This is a genomic window from Brevundimonas sp. (assembly GCF_046295075.1).
Classification (GTDB): domain Bacteria; phylum Pseudomonadota; class Alphaproteobacteria; order Caulobacterales; family Caulobacteraceae; genus Brevundimonas.
This window is the reverse complement of the sequence record NZ_JBKBOC010000015.1, coordinates 26,989-46,018: the sequence shown is the minus strand read 5'-3', so window position 1 is coordinate 46,018 and position 19,030 is coordinate 26,989. Positions and strand designations below refer to the sequence as shown.

Sequence of the window (19,030 nt, the reverse complement as noted above, 5' to 3'; positions counted from 1 at the left end):
GCAGTCGGGGGAAGGGGTCAGTTGAGGGTGGCCGGTCGGCGCGCGGCGTCGCGACGGTCCAGGTCGTTGAGATCGTCGGGCGTGGCGCCCGAGGCCAGGACGATGTCCACGGCCCGGCGCCATTCCATGGAGCCGGGGTCCAGCATGGAGCGGGCGCGAAGCGCGAACTGGGTCGCCTCCTTCTCGCTGCCGGCCGCGAAATAGTATTCGGCCGAGGCCAGGCGCGCCTCGCCCTCCTTGCCTTGTGAGGCATAGGCCTGGGCCAGCAGGCGCCAGGCCATGGTGTTGTCCTTTTCGGCGACGACGGCGTGCTTCAGCTGGTCGATGGCCTCGTCCAGATTGGCCTTGTCGTTGGTCTCGATCAGGGCGTGGGCCAGGTTGACGCGCAGCAGGGGGGCGTCAGGTTTCAGGCGAACCGCCTCGCGGTGGGCGGCGACGGCCTCGGCCGCGCGGCCTTCCTCGAACAGGATCTGGCCCTTCAATTCCTGGAAATAGGGATTGGTCACGTCGCCGGCGATCAGTTCGTCAACCGCCGTCAGCGCCTTTTCCGTCTGGCCATCGCGATACCAGGCGATGGCGCGGGCGTAGCGGCCGGGCAGGGAGGTGTTGGTCGACGGATAGTCTCGCAGCGTCGCGTTCGGCGGATCCATGAAGGCGTGGATCTTGGCCAGGATCAGGGCGTGCTGGGCCATGCGTTCGGGGCTGTCGCGGTGATCGTAGTGCGGCTGTTCCTGCACATAGCGGCGCAGGGTCTCGATCCGGTTCGACGACAGGGGGTGGCTGCGGAAATAGGGATAGCGACGGGCGTCAGAGAAGACTTCCTGCGAACGGAAATTCTCGAAGAAGGACACCAAGCCTGCGCCCGATTCGCCGGCGCCCTCCAGCGCCCGCGCGCCCGTAATGTCGGCCTCGCCCTCCTGGCTCTGCATGTAGTGCAAGGCCCCCAGAGCGCCGAAATACTGGCTGGAGCCCAGCAGGGCGACGCCGGCGTCGGGCGCGCCGGCGGCGATGGCCAGGGCGCCCAGGGCCATGGTCATCAGCATGGGCTGGCGGCCGGCGTTCTGGGCCCCGTCGCGCAGGGTGTGGCGGTTCTTGATGTGGCCGGCTTCGTGCGCCATCACGCCCAGCAGTTCGCCGGGCGTCTTGGTGCGCAGGATCAGGCCGGTGTTGACGCCCATGATCCGCCCGCGCGTGGCGAAGGCGTTCAGGTCGTCGTCATTGACCAGCAGGACCTGGATGTCGGTCGGGTTCAGCCCCATCGAGACGAAGACCGGATCGGCCCATTCGCGCACGATGCCCTCGACCTCGGTGTCGCGGATCAGGCTCTGGGCCGAGGCCTGGCCGGCGACGACGAGAGCCATCAGGCCCGCCGCCGTCGCCGCCAGAACGCGAGATGCAGATCGGGGAAGCCATCTCATGGCTCTACTCCAATAGCGACCGGCCCCCGCCTGCATCCTGACAGTCTAATCGTGACCGATCAGCGGCGCCACCACCCACGCTTGGGCTTTTCAGGCGGTGCGACGATCTGGTTCGGATCTTCGGCGATGATCGCCTCCACATCGATCTCGGGGACCGGTGCGACGAACGGCTCGGCCAGCACAGCTTCTGCGACCGGAATCGGAGCCGGCTCCTCGACCGGCGAGACCTCGACCGGCTCAGCCGCCAGGGCTTCGTGCGGAGTCACGTCCAGCTCGACCGGGTCGCCATCGACCGCAGCCTCGTTCGGCTCGATGGCCGTGTCGGGATGCGGTTCGGCCGCGATCTCGACGTTGGCGCTGGCCGATTTACGGCGAACGCGACGACGTTGCGGTTCCGGCGCGACAGCCGGGGCGTCTTCGGTCGTCTCGGCGGGCGTATCGACCATCACGGCCATCGGCGTCTCGGGCGAGCCGTCGGGCGGCATGCCTTCGTTGGTGGCGCGGTTCTCGACCTTGATCTCGTGACCGACAGGCGCGTCGCCACGACCCCGACCGCGACGACGGCGACGGCGCGAACGGCCGCCTTCCTCGCCTGAGCCTTCGCCGGCTGCCACGTCCAGACCTTCGATTTCGGATTGAGCCACAGCGGGGCGTTCGACGCGCTCGGGACGCTCCGCACGTTCGGGGCGCTCAGGACGACCTTCCGACCGGCCCGGATTCAGCGGGTCGAACCAGACATAGGGGTCGTCCAGCGACGGCGTGCGACCGCGCACCCAGGTATAGACGTCGCGCTCGCCATCCTCGCGGACACGGCGACCGCCACGGCGGCCACGGCGACGGCGACGGCCGTTCTCATCTTCCTCGTCGTCCGAGGCGTCATCGATGTTCAGCGTATCGGCGGCTTCGACGGTTTCGGCGACCTCTGCGGTCTCCTCGTCGCGACGACCGCCGCGACGGCGGCGATTGCGGCCCCGACCGCGATCGCGATCACGACCGCCGGACTCGGCGCGTTCAGCCCGTTCGCGGGGCTCGTCGTCGTCGCTGTCCTCGCGGTCCAGCGCTTCGACATCGTCGTCGTCGTCGCCGACGATTTCCTCGTCGTCGTCCTCATCCTCGTCCTCGTACAGCGAGGCGTCGAAGTCGTCGTCGAGATTGGGCATCTCGATCTCGGGCGCGACGAAGTCCTCGTTGGTCTCGGTGCGCTCGATATTGTGCTCGCCTTGGCCCAGGCTGTCGTCGATCTGGACGATGACGTTCAGGCCGCGACGCTCCAGCAGCGACTGCAGGTAGGCGCGCTTGTGGTTCAGGATGTACAGGCCGACGGCGGTGCAGACCTTCAGCACCACGACGCCCGCGCCGTTCTTGCCGGCCTCGATGTCGACCGCGCGCAGGGTCATCAGGGCGGCGGATTCGGCCGAGCGGATGCGGCCCGTGCCCTGGCAGTGCGGACAGGCCTCGGTCGCGCCCTCGATCACGCCCAGGCGGCGACGCTGGCGGCTGATCTCCATCAGGCCGAACGGCGAGATGCGGCCCATCTGGATGCGGGCGCGGTCGGAGGATAGGGCCTCTTTCAACACGCGCTCGACGGCGCGGTTGTTCTTGCTCTCATCCATGTCGATGAAGTCGATGACAACCAGGCCGGCAAGGTCCCGCAGGCGCAGCTGGCGGGCGGCTTCTTCGGCCGCTTCCATATTGGTCTTGAACGCCGTCTGCTCGACGTTGCGTTCCTTGGTGGCGCGACCCGAGTTGACGTCGATGGCCACCAGGGCCTCGGTCTGGTTGATGACCAAATAGCCGCCGGACTTCAGCGGCACGACAGGCTGGTGGATCTGCGTCAGCAGCTCCTCGATGCCGTTGGCCGCGAACAGGGGCCGCGAGCCGCGATACAGGTGAACCTTGTTGGCCTGGGCGGGCATCAGCACGCGCATGAAGTCGCGCGCTTCCTTGAAGCCCTCGACGCCCTCGACCTGGATGCCGTCGAAATCCTTGTCGAACATGTCGCGCACGGCGCGGCGGACCAGATTTTCTTCCTCGTAGATGACCGAGGGGGCATGAGAGGCGAGGGTGGTCTCGCGGATCGTCTCCCACAGGCGCAGCAGATATTGATAGTCGCGCTTGATCTCGGCCTTGGTGCGCTTGGCGCCGGCCGTGCGGATGATCAGGCCCATGCCCTTGGGCACGTCCAGAGCCGAGACGGCGCTCTTCAGGCGGCGACGGTCGGAAGTGTTGGTGATCTTGCGCGAAATGCCGCCGCCCTTGCCCGTGTTGGGCATCAGGACGCAGTAGCGGCCAGCCAGCGACAGCCAGGTGGTCAAGGCCGCGCCCTTGGCGCCGCGCTCGTCCTTGACGACCTGAACCAGCAGGATCTGGCGGCGCTTGATGACGTCCTGGATCTTGTAGCGACGCATCAGGCGGCGCTTCAGACGTTCCTCGTCGGCCAGGGCGCCTTCGGGATCGACGTCGTCGCCGGTCGATTCCCGATCCAGATCGTCCTCGTCCTCATCGTCGTGCGCTTCGGCCATGATGGCTTCGCGGTCGGCGACCGGGATCTGGTAATAGTCCGGGTGGATTTCGTTGAAGGCCAGGAAGCCGTGGCGATTGCCGCCGTATTCGATGAACGCAGCCTGCAGGCTGGGCTCTACGCGGGTGACCTTGGCGAGGTAGATGTTGCCGCGAAGCTGGCGCTTCGCACGGGATTCGAAATCGAATTCCTCAATCTGGCGTCCGTCCACGATGGCGACCCGGGTCTCCTCGGGATGCGCCGCATCGATCAGCATTGTCTTTGACATGGATAGTCTCTCTCTGGCGCGCGCAGGCCGACCGTCCCGGAACACCGGGCAGGGTCATGGCGGCTCGCCGAATGAAGGTGAGGGCCGGCGCGCGCGACATCCCCTCGCCGAGAACGGCGAAGCGGGCTTGATCAAGCCGTTGGGGAACGCAGGCGGAAAGGCCCATTGAAGTCGTCGGTCCTGAACCGGGCGCGCCAATCCCTTGGGAAGGCCGCGTCCCTGGTCCGCTCTTCGAACCATCGGCGATGCCGGGGCGGTTCTCGGATTGGTGAAAGTCAACGCCGCGAGGAGGGCGCGCCAAGATTCGCAGAGGCGAAATCGGCGCGATCGGTTCGCGAGCGGTTCACAGCATAGTCACGCAACTGGAGAATTAAAAGGTGTTCGCCTTAACCCCCTGAATACGAGCGTCTGGCATCATGACGCTCTAGTAGGCTTAAAGTGGGTTTGGCGTCGCAATGAGCGGTCGCGTTTTGACAGGTCTGATGCGCTGGGGCGCGAAGGAATGGGCGATGACCGCCTTGGCCTTCGTGGTCATCTGCGTGGTCGGTCTGTTCGCGACGCGCGGTTTCGCATGGGGCGCTCAAGGGGACGTGCTGGCCGTGCGTTTCGGCGCAGACGGCGACCGAACCCGCGTCGTCATCGATCTGGACAAGTCGGCGCAGGGAAGTGTCATTGACGCGGGCGGCGAAGGTCGCGTGGTTCTGGCCCTGAACGGCGTCGCGCCGGGGCGAGGGCTGAACGGCGGCGGTTCGGGCCTGGTGCGGTCCTATGAGGTCACGTCTTCCGGCGGGTCGTCGCGGGTGCAGCTTGAGTTGGCGCGCGGCAGCGAGATCGAGCGACGCTTCCTGCTGCCGCCCGGCGACGGCGTCAGCCACTATCGTTATGTCGTGGATTTGAAGGCGACCGGCGCGGCCGTACGCGCGTCCAACACGCCTGCGCCGCGACCCAGCGCTCCGCCGCGCCGGGCCGAACGGCCGCTGATCGTCATCGACGCCGGCCACGGCGGCAATGACCCCGGCGCCAGCGGCGCCCGCGCCAAGGAAAAGGAAGTCACCCTGGCCGCCGCCCTGGCGCTGAAAGCCGAACTGGAGAAGAACGGTCGTTACCGCGTGCGGCTGACGCGGTCCGACGATCGGTATGTGGACCTGTATCGCCGGGTGTCCATCGCGCGTCAGTCGGACGCCGACCTGTTCATCTCTCTGCACGCCGACGCCGGGGCCGATCCCGCGCTGCGCGGGGCCAGCGTCTATACGTTGTCGGAACAGGGCGCAGGCCGGGCCGTGCGCGAGTTCACGCGCGGCGACAACTGGCACCGCGAACTGCACCTGCCGGGCCGCGACCCGTCGGTGGACCGTATCCTGCTGGACATGACCCAGCGCGCGACCCAGAATCGCTCGGCCCAGTTCGCCCGCGTCCTGCTGACCCATCTGGAAGGCTCGGACCAGCCGCTGCTGCGCCGCAGCCATAGAGACGCGGGTCTGGCCGTTCTGCTGGCGCCCGACGTGCCGGCCGTGCTGCTGGAGATGGGCTTCATCACCAATCCCGAGGACGAGCGGCTGCTGACCGACGAGCGCGCACGCCGTCGTTTGATGAAGTCGGTCGCGGACGGCATCGACCGCTATTTCCGCGAACCGTCGGCGCCGATGATGACCGCCTCGAACAGCGGGGCGGCGGGTTAGGGCAGGCGCGGCGCAACCAAGGCCGCGTTAGCCGGTTCCAAGCCCATGAAAAGAGCAATCGTTACGGGTGGCGCAGGTCTTATCGGATCCGGCGTCTGCAGGGCCTTGGTCGCGCGCGGTTGGGAAGTCGCGTCTTTCGACCTGAAGGCCGGCATGAGCACCGACACCCGCCAGATCCTGTGCGACATCGGCGACGAGTCCTCGGTCGCCAAAGCCTATGAGGAACTCGGCTGGTCGGAACTGGACCTGTTGGTGAACAACGGCGGCGTGGCTGATCCCGTCAACGGGCCGCTGGCCGAACTGTCGCTGGAGGCCTGGCGCAAGACGGTGGACAGCCATCTGACTGGCGCCTTCCTGACGACGCGCAGCGCCATTCCGCTGATGGCGAAGGGTGGGAGCATCATCAACATGGCCTCGACCCGCGCCTTCATGTCGGAACCCGAGACCGAGGCCTATGCCGCGTCCAAGGGCGCCATGGTCGCCCTGACCCACGCCCTGGCCATCAGCCTGGGGCCGAAGACGCGGGTGAATGCGATCGCGCCGGGCTGGATTTCCGGCGACGACGACCTGCGTCCCGTCGATCACGAACAGCATCCCGTCGTCCGGGTGGGACGCGTCGAGGACATCGCCCAGGCCGTGCTTTATTTAGCCGACGCGGGCTTCGTCACGGGTCAGGTGTTGACGGTGGACGGCGGCATGACGCGGAAGATGATCTACGCCGAATAGGCAAGATCAGGCCAGGCCGGCCTTCCTGAGCGTCTTCCACGCCTTGATGACGCGTTGCAGCTTGGCTTCCGCGCCCCGGTCGCCATTGTTGGTGTCGGGGTGAAAGCGTTTCAGCAGGTCGTGGTACTGGGCCTTGATCTTGGCCTTGTCCGCGCCGGGGTCCAGATCCAGGTCGGCCAGAGCGGCGCGTTCCAGCTTGCCGATGCGCCGATCCTCGGTCGGAGACTGGGGCGCCTGGTCGCCCTTGCGCCCGAACAGACCGAAGCTGTCGCGCCATGAGCCTGCGCCGGTGGTGTTGGACGTGCCCATCTTGGCGGCGAAGGCGGCGGCCTCGCGCGTGAACTTGCCGGCCTGCATTTCCCAGGTCGGGCGACCGCCGGTCATGGCCTCATTTTCCTGAAGGTTGCGAATCTGGCCTTCGCTCATGCCGGCGTAGAAGTTCCAGCCCTTGTTGTACTCGCCGGCGTGAGGCTGGCAGAATTCATAGAAGTCGTTCAGCCGTTCTCGCGACTTCGGCGCCTTGGCGGCCGCCGCCCTGCGGCAGTCGGGCCATTGGCACGGCGTCTCGCCCGGCTTGAGGTGAAGGACATCGGCTTTCGCCGCCTCTTCCTCGGGCTTGGGCGGCTTCACCCGAATGTCGGTGAAGCGCGGCTTGTATTGAAAGGAGGCGGACATCAGCCGAAGTGTAAGGCCGAATGGGACAGCATCAAGGAATCGATCATGTCAGAAGGCCCGGTTGCGACGATTATTCGTGCAAAACTGACCGATGGGCTCTCGCCGCAACGGCTGGAGGTCGAAGATGACAGCTGGCGACACGCCGGCCACCATCACGAAGGCGGGATGGATGCCAAACCCGGTGGGGAAAGCCACTTCAATTTGGTGATCGTTTCGGCGGCTTTCCAGGGGCAGTCGCGTCTGGCGCGACAGCGTGCGGTCAACGCCTTGCTCAAGGACGAGATGGCCGGACCCGTCCACGCCCTGTCGATCAAGGCGCTGACGCCCGAGGAGGCGGGGGAATCGGCATGACGGAAAACAGCGTTCACATCGTCTTAGAACCTTCGTCTTAGCGTCACGCGACCAAACAGAACGTGGGGATCTGGGCTTATGGTGGAATCCGACGGCGTCGCGAAGGCGTTTGAAGGCGATCAGCGCGCCGGCGATGCAGCCCAGGCCCTGACGGCCATCCTGCAAACGCAATATCTGCGCTACCTGATCATCGCCTCGTGGGCTCTCGGGCTGCTGGGCACGGTGGGCCTGTGGCAGGCGGTGCTGTGGTTCGGCGTGACGGTCGCGGCGGGCGCGGTTCGCGGCTTGGTCGAACACCGGCTGAGCCATCGCGTGGGCACGAACTGGGGAGTGATCTTCCCCATCGTCGCCACGGTGACGACCGGCGCCTGGGCCATCGCGCCCTTGCTGGCCTGGTTTTCACCTTCCGATTTCGGACGACCGCTCGCCCTTGCCTTGATCATCTCCGGCTATGTGCTGGTGTTCGCCCAGCTCCGCAGCTCGCCGCGTCAGGCCCTGATCATCTCGTCGCCCTATGGTGCGGCGGCGGCGGTCATTCTGTTCAGCCTGTGGGGCACGAGCGAGTTCTGGTCGATGCTGGCCGTCCTGCCGTTCACGGCGGCGGGGCTGTTCGTCCTGGTGACCATGACCCTGCTGCGCGAAGAGCGCATCCGCGCCTTCCAGTCGCATCAGTCCCATCTGATCGAGGAACTGGAAGCTGCGCGCGACAAGGCCAATGCCGCCAACGACGCCAAGTCGAACTTCCTGGGCGTGATCTCCCACGAACTGCGCACACCGATGAACGGCGTCCTGGGCGCGGCTCAACTGCTCAGCGCCACGCGTCTGGAGGCGACGCAGCGCGAGTATCTGTCGATCATCCGCAACTCGGGCGACAACCTGCTGTCGCTGCTGAACGACATCCTCGACATGACCAAGATCGAGGCGGGCAAGATGAACTTCGAGGTCGTCGATATCGCCGTCGACAGCCTGCACAAGCGGATCACCGGACCATTCGAAGCCCAGGCCGAGGCCAAGGGGCTGGAGTTCGTCTCGACCCTGGAAGGCGAGATCCCGACGGTGGTGCGTGGCGACCCGCTGCGGGTCTGCCAGGTGGTTCAAAACCTGCTGTCGAACGCGGTCAAGTTCACCGAATCTGGCCAGATCCATTACATCGTGCGCGGTCATCGCGTGTCGGACCAACGGGTGCGGTTCGAGTTCATCGTCAAGGACAGCGGCACCGGCATCGCGGCGGCGGATCTGGAGCGGTTGTTCCTGCCGTTCACCCAGGTCGATACCTCCTCCACGCGCCGGTTCGGCGGCACGGGGCTGGGCCTGACCATTGCGCGGCGCATGGCCAACATCATGGGCGGCGACATCACGGTCACATCGCGTCTTGCCGAAGGGTCGTGCTTCACCCTGGAGATCGAGGCTGAGGTGGTGGAGTGGGCCAAGCCGGTTGCGGCCGATGAAGTCCATGCCGAGATTGCAGGCGGCGAATCGCTGCGCGTGCTGGTGGTCGAGGATCATCCTGTGAACCGCATGATCCTGGAAGCCTGGATGAGTTCGGCCAGCCACGTCACCTCGACGGCCGAGAATGGCCAGATGGCGGTCGAAATCGCCAAGGATCAGCCGTTCGACCTGATCATCATGGATGTGAACATGCCGGTCATGGACGGCCTGACCGCGACCCGACTTATTCGCGACGGCGGGGGGCAGAATGCGGGCACGCCCATCGTCGTCCTGTCGGCCTCCGCCCGCAACGAAGATCACAAGGCCGGCCTGGAGGCCGGCGCCGACGCCTATCTGAACAAGCCCATCGACTTCGGCGCTCTGGCCGCCTTGATGGGACGAGCCGGTGGCGGACGTGACGCGGTCGCGCAGATGGCGCTGCCGCCGTCCCAGGCCTCCGTCGCCGCCTGATTGCGGCCGGGGCGTGTTCTTCAGATGAATGTAGGCCTCTGACGGCGGTTCAGACACGCCTCAGCCGCCGCGCTCCATAACTGCACTCAAGTCGAAACCCTTCGGCGCAGTTGGAGACACGATCATGAGAAAGATCCTTACCGCTACGATGGCCGCGTTGATGGCCACCACCGCACTGGGCGCCGCCGGTGCCGCCTCGGCCCAGTCGCGCGGCGATCATCGTTACGAGCAACGCGATGACCGTCGCGACAACCGCCAGGATCGTCGTGAAGACCGCCGCGAGTTCCGTCAGGACCAACGCCAGGACCGCCAGGAGTATCGCCAGCAACAGCGCGCCTATGACCGCTGGCAGCGGGCCGAACGTCGCTACAACGCTCCCCGCTATGCGCCCCCGCGCGGATATGCGGTGCGCACCTGGAGCTATGGTCAGCGGATGCCGTCCTACTACCGCACCAACGCCTATGTGGTGAACGACTACAACCGCTATGGCCTGCGCGCCCCGCCGCGTGGCTACCAATATGTCCGCAGCGGCAATGACGTGGTTCTGGCCGCCGTCGCCGGGGGCTTGATCACTGCCGTGATCGCTGGCCTGTTCAATTGATCCCTTGAGATCGGAGACGCGCCCCGGAGGGAAACCTCCGGGGCGTTTTTCGTTCTGGACTGGCGGCGACGCTTCGAGCGCCCAAGATGGATGACGATGCGCGCCTTCGCCGAACTTCTGGATCGCCTGTCCCTGACGGCTTCGCGCAATGCGAAACTGGTCCTGGTGAGGGATTATCTGAGGGCGACGCCCGACCCCGACCGGGGCTGGGCGCTGGCCGCGCTGACGGGCGACCTGACGTTCGACGCCGCCAAACCGGCCATGATCAGAAAGGCGGTCGAAGGGCGGGTGGACAACGTGCTGTTCGGCTGGTCTTACGATTATGTGGGGGATCTAGCCGAGACGGTGGCCCTGATCTGGCCCGTCAGCCCCGATCACCGGCCCAATCGTGAGCCGGAACTGGCCGAGGTGGTCGAAGCCCTGCGCACCGCCAGCCGGGCCGAGGTGCGGGGCCTGCTGGAAGGCTGGCTGGACGCGCTGGAGCCGAAGGGCCGTTGGGCGCTGCTGAAACTGATGACCGGGGCCTTGCGTGTGGGCCTGTCGGCGCGGCTGGCCAAGACGGCGGCGGCGATGATGCGACCGGACGCCGTGATGGCGCCGCCGTCGCCGGACGGCGATGTAGCCCAGACGACGCTGGAGGCCATCGACGCTTCGGCGATCGAAGAGGTCTGGCACGCGGTCGAGCCGCCATACGCCGACCTGTTCGCCTGGCTGGAGGGCCGGGCGGAGCGGCCCAGCCCGGATGCGCCCGGCCGATTCCGACCCGTCATGCTGGCGGTCGCCATCGACGAGGCGGTCGATCTGCCCAAACTTTCGCCCGCCGACTACGCCGCCGAATGGAAGTGGGACGGTATACGGGTCCAGGCGGTGCTGGAGGGCGATGTCGGCAAGCTGTATTCCCGCACCGGCGACGAGATTTCGGCCGCCTTTCCCGATGTGATGGAGGCTCTTGCGTTCCAGGGCGCGATCGACGGCGAGCTGATCGTGTGGCGCGACGGGGCGGTGGCGCCGTTCGGGGATCTGCAGCAGCGGCTGAACCGCAAGACGGTGGACGCCAAGGCCATGCAGGCCTTTCCGGCGGCGGTGATCGCCTATGATTTGCTGGCCCAGGACGGCGAAGACTTGAGGAGTTTGCCTCTGCGCGACCGTCGCGCGCGGCTGGAAGCTTTGGTGGCCGGTCACACGGGCGAGCGGCTGCATTTGTCACCGGTGGTCGAATATGCCGACTGGGATCAGCTGACGCGGCTCAGGGCCGATCCGCCGGTCGGGGCGGCGGCGGAAGGGCTGATGCTGAAACGCTGGGACAGTCCCTATCTGGCGGGACGGCCCAAGGGGCCGTGGTTCAAGTGGAAGCGCGATCCGCACGTCATCGACGCCGTCCTGATGTACGCCCAGCGCGGACATGGGAAACGATCCAGCTTCTATTCCGACTACACCTTCGGGGTCTGGACGCCGGAGGGCGCGCTGACGCCGGTGGGCAAGGCCTATTTCGGCTTCACCGACGAGGAGCTGAAACAGCTCGACAAGTTCGTGCGCGACCACACCATCGACCGGTTTGGGCCCGTGCGGTCGGTCCGGGCCGAGCGCGACTTCGGCCTGGTGCTGGAGATCGCCTTCGAGGGGTTGAACCGTTCGACGCGGCACAAGTCGGGCGTGGCCATGCGTTTCCCGCGCGTTAGTCGCATTCGCTGGGACAAGCCGGCGCGAGAGGCCAACACCATCGACGACGTGATGGACCTGCTGGACGCCATCGAAAGCGGCGGCGGACGGATCGCCAAGGCTTGAAAACGGGCGCCGGGGGTTCCAATCGGCGCGTCAGGCGTTAGACCCGGCCTTATGTCTTCGCCCATCCCAGCCGATATCACTCCTATTGCCGAAGCGGTCGCCGCAGGGCGCAAGGCTGTGTCCATCGACGCCGCCGTGATCGCCAAGCTGACCGATATGGCCGGTGATTTTGCGATCAACCTGACCATCGCCATCCTGATCTTCGCCGCGACGGTGTTTGCGGCGAAATGGGCGTCAAGGGCGGCGCGTAACGGCCTGTCGCGGGTGCGCGGCTTCCGTCACGATCCGACGGTCCTGAGCTTTGCGGTGCAGGTCGTGCGGGTGGTGGTGTTCATCATCGGCATGATCGCCGTGTTGCAGCGGCTTGGCGTGCAGACCACCTCGATCATCGCGGTGCTGGGCGCGGCGTCTCTGGCCGTCGGCCTGGCGCTGCAGGGCACGCTGTCGAACGTGGCGTCGGGGATCATGCTGCTGGTGCTGCGGCCGTATCGCGTCGGAGACATCGTCGATGTCGGCGGGATGAGCGGCACGGTGCAGCGGCTGGACCTGTTCACGACGCAGTTGTCGAACGCCAACAACCACAAGATCGTCATCCCGAATTCCAAGGTGCTGAGCGATTCCCTGACCAACCTGACAGGACAGCAGACGCGCCGGATCGAGATCAACTTCTCCGTCGGCTATGGCGACGACCTGAACCAGGCGCGCTGCGTTCTGGCGGACATGGCCGAGGCGCACGACAAGGTTTTGCACGACCCCCATCCCTGGACAGGGGTGACCGGCCTTCTGGACAGTTCCGTGCAGGTGACTTTGCACGCCTGGGTCAAGGTCGGGGACTGGTGGCAGACCCAGGCTGATCTGATGCAGGGCGGCAAGGAGGCGCTGGACGCCGCCGGTATCGAAATCCCGTTCCCGCATCAGGTCGCCGTGCCGTATGGCGACGAGGATGTGATGCCGGTGGTCCGTGTGCGGACTGTCGACGATGACGCAGCTGATTTGAAGGCGACGACCCGCTGATGCGCTACGATTTCGGATCCGACAACACCGCCGGCATGGCCCTGAGCGCTATCGAAGGCCTGGTGCGCGCCAACAAGGGGTTCGCCCGCGCCTACGGCGCCGACGACGTCACCGCGCGCGCCGCCGATCAGATCCGCCAGCGGCTGGATGCGGACGCCGAGGTGCGGTTCGTCTTCAGCGGAACGGCCGCCAACGCCATCGCCCTGTCGATGCTGGCCCAGCCCTATGAGGCGGTTCTGGCGCACAACGCCGCTCATATCTGCACCGACGAGACGGGCGCGCCGGGCTTCTTCGGTCATGGCGTCGGCCTGATCGGCTTGCCGGGCTTTTCGGGCAAGATCGATCCGCTGGCCTTGCAGGCGCACTTGGGGGAGGCGGAAGTCGGCCATCGCCAGCCGCCGGCGGCCCTGTCGCTGACCCAGGCCACCGAATATGGCGCGGTCTATACCGAGGAAGAGCTGCGCCACCTGATCGAGCCGGCCAAGGCGCTGGGCTACGGCGTCCACATGGATGGCGCGCGGCTGACCAATGCGGTCGCCTCGGGGTTCGATCTGAAGGACATCGCCCGGCTGGGCGTGGACGTGCTGGTGTTCGGCGGGGCCAAGGCGGGCGCCAACTGCGCCGAGGCCATCGTCCTGTTCGACAAGCGCCTGGCGCGGCGTCTGGACAATCGACTGAAACAGGCGGGGCAGACGGCGTCGAAGGCGCGGATGCTGTCGGGGCCGATGCTGGGACTGCTGGAAAGCGGAGACTGGGAATCGGGCGGCGCCCACGCCAATCTGATGGCGCAGAAGCTGGCGGCGGGGATCGCGGTACGCACGCCCTTCGTGCTGGCGCATCCGGTCGAGGCCAACGCCGTCTTCGTGCGGATGTCGCCTGAGGCGCACGCGCGCCTGAACGCTCTGGGCTGGGCCTGCTACCCGTTCGACGATGGATCGGTGCGGTTCGTCTGTTCTTGGGCGACGCAGGAAGCGGCCGTGGACGAGTTGATCGAGGCGGTCGTCAGCCTAGGTTGAGCGACTAATCCCCGGTCGCGCGCCAGCGTGGCCTTTCCCCGGTCGCATTGGGTTTCCATATGCGGATCATGGCGATACGAGGCGAACGCTCCGGCGGCAGGCGTGACCCGATGGTCAAGGCGCAGCAGGCCGGGAGCACACAGGACAAGACGGACGGACCCCCGACGCTGACGGCGTTGGCGGACCTTGCGCGGCTGGTCGCCCGTTCGGGCGCGCCGCACCTGAAACTGAGGCTGATCTTCGCCATCCTGTTGACCCTGGCGGGCAAGGGGCTGGGCGTGATGGCGCCGCTGGTGCTGGGCGCGGCGGTCAATCGGCTGGCGGCGGGGCAGGGCGCGGCGACAGCCGTCGGTCTGGGCTTTGCAGCCTTCGCCATCGGCTGGACCTTCGTGCGGTTCCTGTCGGCCGCCTCTCCCTTGATTTCGGACGTGGTGTTCGCGCCCGTGCGCGCCGCCGCCCAGCGCACCACGGCGGCCGAGGCCTTTGCTCATGCGTTGAGCCTGTCGCTGGATTTCCACCAGACCAAACGCTCGGGCGCCCTGTCACGGACGATGGATCGCGGATCCCGCGCGGTGGACTTCCTGCTGCGCATCCTGGCCTTCAACCTGATCCCGACCGGGGTCGAGCTGGTGCTGGCGGCGGGTGTGCTGGGCGCGAAATACGACTGGCGGTTCGCGGCCGTCGCGGTAGTCGTGGTGGTCATCTACACCGCCGCCACCTTCGCCATGTCCAACTGGCGGCTGGAGCATCGCCGGATCATGAACGCGGCCGATTCCGAGGCCGCCGGCGTCTCGGTCGACGCCCTGCTGAACTATGAGACGGTCAAGTCGTTCGGCGCCGAGACGCGTGCGGCACAGACCTATGACCGGGCGCTGGGCGACTATGCCGAGGCGTCGCTGAAGGCCAACAGCTCGCTGGCCATGCTGAACGGGATGCAGGCCCTGGTGATGAACCTGGGGCTGGGCGTCATGGCGGTGATGGCCGGGTTCGAGGCGGCGGCCGGGCGGATGGGGCCGGGGGACGTGACGGCGGCCGTGCTGATCATGATCTCGCTATATGCGCCGCTGAACATCCTGGGTTTCGCCTATCGGGAAATCCGCCAGTCCTTCATTGACATGGAGGAGATGCTGAAGGTGACGCGTCAGACGCCCCAGGTCGCAGACGCCTCCAATGCGCTGGCCCTGCCGCGTCCGGTCGATGCGCGCGGCGCGTCCGTCCGGTTCGAAAACGTCGGCTTCCGCCACGACGCGCGGGCAAGCGGGCTGGAGGACGTCAGCTTCTTTGCGGCGCCCGGCACGACGACCGCGCTGGTCGGTCCCTCCGGTTCGGGCAAGTCCACTATCGTCAAACTGGCGTTGCGGCTGCTGGATCCGCAGGAAGGGCGCGTGCTGATCGACGGTCACGATGCGCGTCAGGTGACGCAGGCGTCGTTGCGTGCGGCGGTGGCCCTGGTGCCGCAGGATGTGGCGCTGTTCAACGACACCCTGGGCGCCAATATCGCCTTCGCGCGACCCGAAGCCGACGCGGCCCAGGTGTGGGCGGCGGCCGAAGCGGCGGAACTGGCCGACTTCATTCGCGGCCTGCCGGACGGGATGGAGACCAAGGTCGGAGAACGGGGCCTGAAGCTGTCCGGCGGCGAGCGTCAGCGTGTCGGCATCGCCCGCGCCCTGCTGGCCGATCCCTGCATCCTGATCCTGGACGAGGCGACCAGCGCCCTGGACAGCCGCACCGAGGCGGCGATCCAGAAGACCCTGCAGAAGGCGCGTCACGGCCGCACGACCCTGGTGGTGGCGCACAGGCTGTCGACCGTGGCGGATGCGGATCAGATCCTGGTGCTGAAAGCCGGGCGGATCGTCGAGCGCGGCGGGCACCATGAGCTGGTAGCGCGCCAGGGTGGGGAATACGCCGCCCTGTGGCGCAAGCAGACGCGCGCCGGAAAGACGCCTCAGATCGCGGACTGATCGCTAGCGGGCAGCTTCTTGCGCAGGACTTCGTGCAGATTGGTCAGGATGGCCGTTCGCGCGGCCTGTTCCTCGGGCGGCAGGGACAGCAGCACCTTCATCGCCTGGGCGTGAACTGTGGCGATGCGCCAGTCGAATCCGCCCTGGCGCGGCGCGGCGTCCAGCAGGTCGCACAGGCCCTTGGCCGCGGTGCACAGATCGTCCATCGCGAATGGGCTGGCCGCGTCGATGATCTGGCTGGCCGCGGAATAGGCCAAGTCCAGCCGCATCGGTTCGATCAGGCCGGGCTCGGGTTTGGCCAGCAGGACGGCGATATTGTCGGCGATGATGGCGCGGGCCTGATCCTGCAAGGCGTCCAGATTGGCCCTGGCCTGGGCCAGGGCGACGCCGACGCTGACGCCGCCGGGGCGATCCAGCATTTCGGATAGGCGCGACTTTCGCTGGGTGTGGGTGATGACGGTCATAGGGCCAGGCTCTCCATCGCATTGGCCTTGCGCAGCATGTCGGCCCGGCGTTCGACGCCCTCATAGCCGCTGTGTCGGAAGCGGCGGTCCGGTCCCAGGTAATCGCCGACCTCCAGGAAGGGTCGACTGTCGCGCGCGACCCACAGGATGCGCTCCAGCAGCATGGCGGGGCTGAACGGCTTGGTGACGACGAAGTTGGCGCCGCAGTCCCGAGCCTCGGCCACACGCCCGCGCCGGATGTGGCTGGCGGTCATGATGACGGGGGTAAAGGCGTTGGGATTGGGGCCCGACCGGCGCAGCCAGCGCACCAGCTCGAACCCGTCGATGTCGGGCATGTCGGTGTCCACGACCAGTAGGTCGATGGGCTTGTCGGTCAGCAGCTTCTTGGCCTGGGTTCCCGTGCCGCAGGCGAAGGCCGGGCGGATGCCGAACCCGGTCAGGGCGTTGGACGTCAGCGTCAACGAGAAGGGCGAATCGTCGACGATCATCGTGATCGCGCCGCCCAGGTTGAAGACAGCGCTTTCGCGCAGGGATTCGCCGCCGCTCATGTCGCGAAGGCCTCGGTCTGTCCCGCCGTCGTCATGATCATGGCCGGTCGCAAACCCCGAAGCCCCTCGATAAAGGCCAAGGTTGGCAGACGATGGTGGACGCTGCGTTAACGCTGTTCTGTTACAGCGCGCCGATGGCGTAGAAGCGGTCGGCGCGGCGCTTCTTGATCTGCTGGGGCGACAGGCCCTCGAAACCCTTCAGCTCTTCGGCCAGCACGTCGCCGACATTGGCCATGGCGGCGTCGCGATCGGTGTGGGCGCCGCCGACCGGCTCCTCGATCAGGCGATCCACGATCTTCAGGCCCATCAGGTCCGGGCCGGTGATCTTCATGGCCATGGCCGCGTCCCTGGCCCGTGCGCCGTCGCGCCAAAGGATGCCGGCCGCGCCCTCGGGCGAGATGACCGAATAGATCGAATGCTCCAGCATAAGCACGCGGCTGGCCGCCGCGATGGCGATGGCGCCGCCCGAGCCGCCTTCGCCGGTGATGGTGGCGATGGAGGGCACGCCCAGGGTCAGGCAGCGCTCGGTCGAACGGGCGATGGCCTCGGCCTGGCCGCGCTCCTCGGCGCCCAGGCCCGGATAGGCGCCGGCCGTGTCGATGAAGCTGAGGACCGGCAGGCCGAACTGCTCGGCCATGTCCATCAGGCGCACGGCCTTGCGATAGCCCTCGGGCCGGGCCATGCCGAAGTTGTGGGTGATACGGGTGGCGGTGTCGTGGCCCTTTTCATGGCCCATGATCACGACCGGACGGCCCCGGAAACGGGCCAGGCCGCCCAGGATGGCCTGGTCGTCGCCGAACTGACGGTCGCCGTGCAGCTCGTTCCAGTCGGTGAACAGGCTCTGGACATAGTCGATGAAGTGCGGACGCTGCGGATGGCGCGCGACCTGGGTCTTCATCCAGGGATCCAGACCGGCGTAGGTCTTCTTTCGCAGCTGCTCGGCCTTCTTGCGCAGGCCCTCGATCTCATTGTCGAAATCGCCCGAGGCGTCGGACAGCAGCGACAGCTCCTCGATCTTTGCTTCCAGATCGGCGATCGGCTTTTCGAAGTCGAGATAGTGCGTGGCCATCAAGGCGTCCGGGAATTGCGAGCGGGCAAGAGCGCCCTTAGGGAAGGCGGGGGAACCTAGAGAGGTCAACGCCGCCGGGCAAGCGGCGGTTCAGTCGTCGCGCGCCAAGGGGTGGTTTTGCTGGACGACCTGGGCCAGGCGGTCGGTGGCGACGTGGGTGTAGATCTGGGTGGTGGCGATGTCGGCGTGGCCCAGCAGGGTCTGGACGACACGCAGGTCGGCGCCGCCTTCGAGCAGGTGGGTGGCGAAGGCGTGACGCAGGACGTGGGGGCTGACGCGAGCCGGGTCGATGCCGGCGACCAGCGCCGCCTCGTCCAGCAGTTGGGCGAAGCGGCGCGGGGTCAGGTGGCCGGTGCGGCCTGAAGAGGGGAACAGCCAGGGACTGTCGGGCGCCTCGGGCTTTCGCCCAACTTTGCCCTTGAGCTTTGCGTCGCGGGCCGTCAGCCAGGCCTTGATGGCCTCGCGGGCGGCGGTGTTCAGAGGCGCGAGGCGTTCCTTGCCGCCCTTGCCGCGCACGATCAGATAGGCGGGGTCGCGGCGTATGGCCTCGACCTTGAGCCCCAGCAGTTCCGAGACGCGCAGGCCCGAGGCGTAGGCCATCTCGACCAGCGCCACCAGGCGCAGCCCTCCTGCGGCGTCGCGGGCGGCGGCGGCGGCCAGCAAGGCGTCGATCTCGTCGCGGCTCAGCACCTTCGGCAGGGACCGGCCCTGTTTCGGCGCGTCGAGGCGGCGCGACGGGTCGTCGGTGCGCCAGCCCTCGGCCAGGGCGAAGCGATAGAACTGACGCGCGGAGGACCGGCGGCGCGCGGCGGTGGCGGCGGACAGGCCGCGCCGTGACAGGTCGGCGAACCAGGCCTCGACCGCCTCGGCGTCGGCCTTCATCAGACCGCCGGCGTCCGACAGCGCCGTCTCGGCGTCGGCAAGATCGCGGCCATAGGCGGACAGGGTATGGGGCGAGGCGTCACGTTCGACCGCCATCATCTCCAGAAAGGCCTCGATCTGGGGCGTCATCGCACCGTCCGTCCTTCGAACGGA

General features: G+C 67.1%; 16 protein-coding genes. 9 read left to right on the top strand and 7 right to left on the bottom strand.

Annotated elements, in window-relative coordinates:
- Nucleotides 1-17: 17 nt before the first annotated feature.
- Together ACK4MH_RS11970 and ACK4MH_RS11965 are read right to left on the bottom strand one after the other, a co-directional pair.
- Complete coding sequence (locus ACK4MH_RS11970; protein WP_409718644.1) at nucleotides 18-1,418, bottom strand: M48 family metalloprotease; 1,401 nt, start codon at nucleotides 1,416-1,418, stop codon at nucleotides 18-20.
- A 59-nt stretch (nucleotides 1,419-1,477) separates the two neighbouring features.
- Complete coding sequence (locus ACK4MH_RS11965; RefSeq protein ID WP_409718641.1) at nucleotides 1,478-4,207, bottom strand: Rne/Rng family ribonuclease; 2,730 nt, start codon at nucleotides 4,205-4,207, stop codon at nucleotides 1,478-1,480.
- Nucleotides 4,208-4,716: 509 nt separating this feature from the next.
- Between ACK4MH_RS11965 and ACK4MH_RS11960 the strand changes: the two genes are divergently transcribed.
- Nucleotides 4,717-5,886, top strand: coding sequence for an N-acetylmuramoyl-L-alanine amidase (locus ACK4MH_RS11960; protein ID WP_409718638.1), 1,170 nt, complete (start codon nucleotides 4,717-4,719; stop codon nucleotides 5,884-5,886).
- Between the two features lie 45 nt (nucleotides 5,887-5,931).
- A complete protein-coding gene (locus ACK4MH_RS11955; RefSeq protein ID WP_409718635.1) occupies nucleotides 5,932-6,612 on the top strand; it encodes an SDR family oxidoreductase in 681 nt (226 codons plus the stop codon).
- Between the two features lie 6 nt (nucleotides 6,613-6,618).
- On the opposite strand, the gene ACK4MH_RS11950 is transcribed toward ACK4MH_RS11955, so the two are convergent.
- Nucleotides 6,619-7,287, bottom strand: coding sequence for a J domain-containing protein (locus ACK4MH_RS11950; RefSeq protein ID WP_409718632.1), 669 nt, complete (start codon nucleotides 7,285-7,287; stop codon nucleotides 6,619-6,621).
- A 45-nt stretch (nucleotides 7,288-7,332) separates the two neighbouring features.
- Between ACK4MH_RS11950 and ACK4MH_RS11945 the strand changes: the two genes are divergently transcribed.
- From ACK4MH_RS11945 to ACK4MH_RS11915, 7 genes are all read left to right on the top strand, one after another.
- The gene (locus ACK4MH_RS11945) at nucleotides 7,333-7,638 is read left to right on the top strand and encodes a BolA family protein (RefSeq protein WP_409718629.1); all 306 of its coding nucleotides are present in this window, start codon (nucleotides 7,333-7,335) and stop codon (nucleotides 7,636-7,638) included.
- 78 nt (nucleotides 7,639-7,716) lie between these two features.
- Nucleotides 7,717-9,537 (top strand): response regulator, encoded by a 1,821-nt coding sequence (locus ACK4MH_RS11940; protein WP_409718626.1) that lies wholly within the window; start codon nucleotides 7,717-7,719, stop codon nucleotides 9,535-9,537.
- 124 nt (nucleotides 9,538-9,661) lie between these two features.
- Nucleotides 9,662-10,138, top strand: a complete 477-nt coding sequence (locus ACK4MH_RS11935) for an RcnB family protein (RefSeq protein ID WP_409718623.1) — start codon at nucleotides 9,662-9,664, stop codon at nucleotides 10,136-10,138.
- 96 nt (nucleotides 10,139-10,234) lie between these two features.
- Entirely contained in the window at nucleotides 10,235-11,923 is a 1,689-nt protein-coding gene (locus ACK4MH_RS11930; protein ID WP_409718620.1) for a cisplatin damage response ATP-dependent DNA ligase, read from the top strand.
- Between the two features lie 117 nt (nucleotides 11,924-12,040).
- A complete protein-coding gene (locus ACK4MH_RS11925) occupies nucleotides 12,041-12,937 on the top strand; it encodes a mechanosensitive ion channel family protein (RefSeq protein WP_409718617.1) in 897 nt (298 codons plus the stop codon).
- Nucleotides 12,937-13,953 (top strand): threonine aldolase family protein, encoded by a 1,017-nt coding sequence (locus ACK4MH_RS11920; RefSeq protein ID WP_409718614.1) that lies wholly within the window; start codon nucleotides 12,937-12,939, stop codon nucleotides 13,951-13,953. Before ACK4MH_RS11925 ends, ACK4MH_RS11920 begins: the two co-directional genes overlap by 1 nt.
- Nucleotides 13,954-14,063: 110 nt before the next feature.
- Nucleotides 14,064-15,914, top strand: coding sequence for an ABCB family ABC transporter ATP-binding protein/permease (locus ACK4MH_RS11915; protein ID WP_409718611.1), 1,851 nt, complete (start codon nucleotides 14,064-14,066; stop codon nucleotides 15,912-15,914).
- Here the strand turns inward: ACK4MH_RS11915 and ACK4MH_RS11910 are convergent.
- From ACK4MH_RS11910 to ACK4MH_RS11895, 4 genes are all read right to left on the bottom strand, one after another.
- Complete coding sequence (locus ACK4MH_RS11910; RefSeq protein ID WP_409718608.1) at nucleotides 15,899-16,378, bottom strand: chemotaxis protein CheE; 480 nt, start codon at nucleotides 16,376-16,378, stop codon at nucleotides 15,899-15,901. The two genes, ACK4MH_RS11915 and ACK4MH_RS11910, sit on opposite strands and share 16 nt — an antisense overlap.
- Nucleotides 16,375-16,926, bottom strand: a complete 552-nt coding sequence (locus ACK4MH_RS11905; protein WP_159844698.1) for a response regulator — start codon at nucleotides 16,924-16,926, stop codon at nucleotides 16,375-16,377. The genes ACK4MH_RS11910 and ACK4MH_RS11905 overlap by 4 nt, the downstream gene beginning before the upstream one ends.
- 121 nt (nucleotides 16,927-17,047) lie before the next feature.
- Nucleotides 17,048-17,995, bottom strand: coding sequence for an acetyl-CoA carboxylase carboxyltransferase subunit alpha (locus ACK4MH_RS11900; protein ID WP_159844693.1), 948 nt, complete (start codon nucleotides 17,993-17,995; stop codon nucleotides 17,048-17,050).
- 90 nt (nucleotides 17,996-18,085) lie between these two features.
- Nucleotides 18,086-19,006: a site-specific tyrosine recombinase XerD gene (locus tag ACK4MH_RS11895; RefSeq protein ID WP_409718604.1), complete on the bottom strand. Its 921-nt coding sequence runs from the start codon at nucleotides 19,004-19,006 to the stop codon at nucleotides 18,086-18,088.
- Between the last annotated feature and the right edge of the window lie 24 nt (nucleotides 19,007-19,030).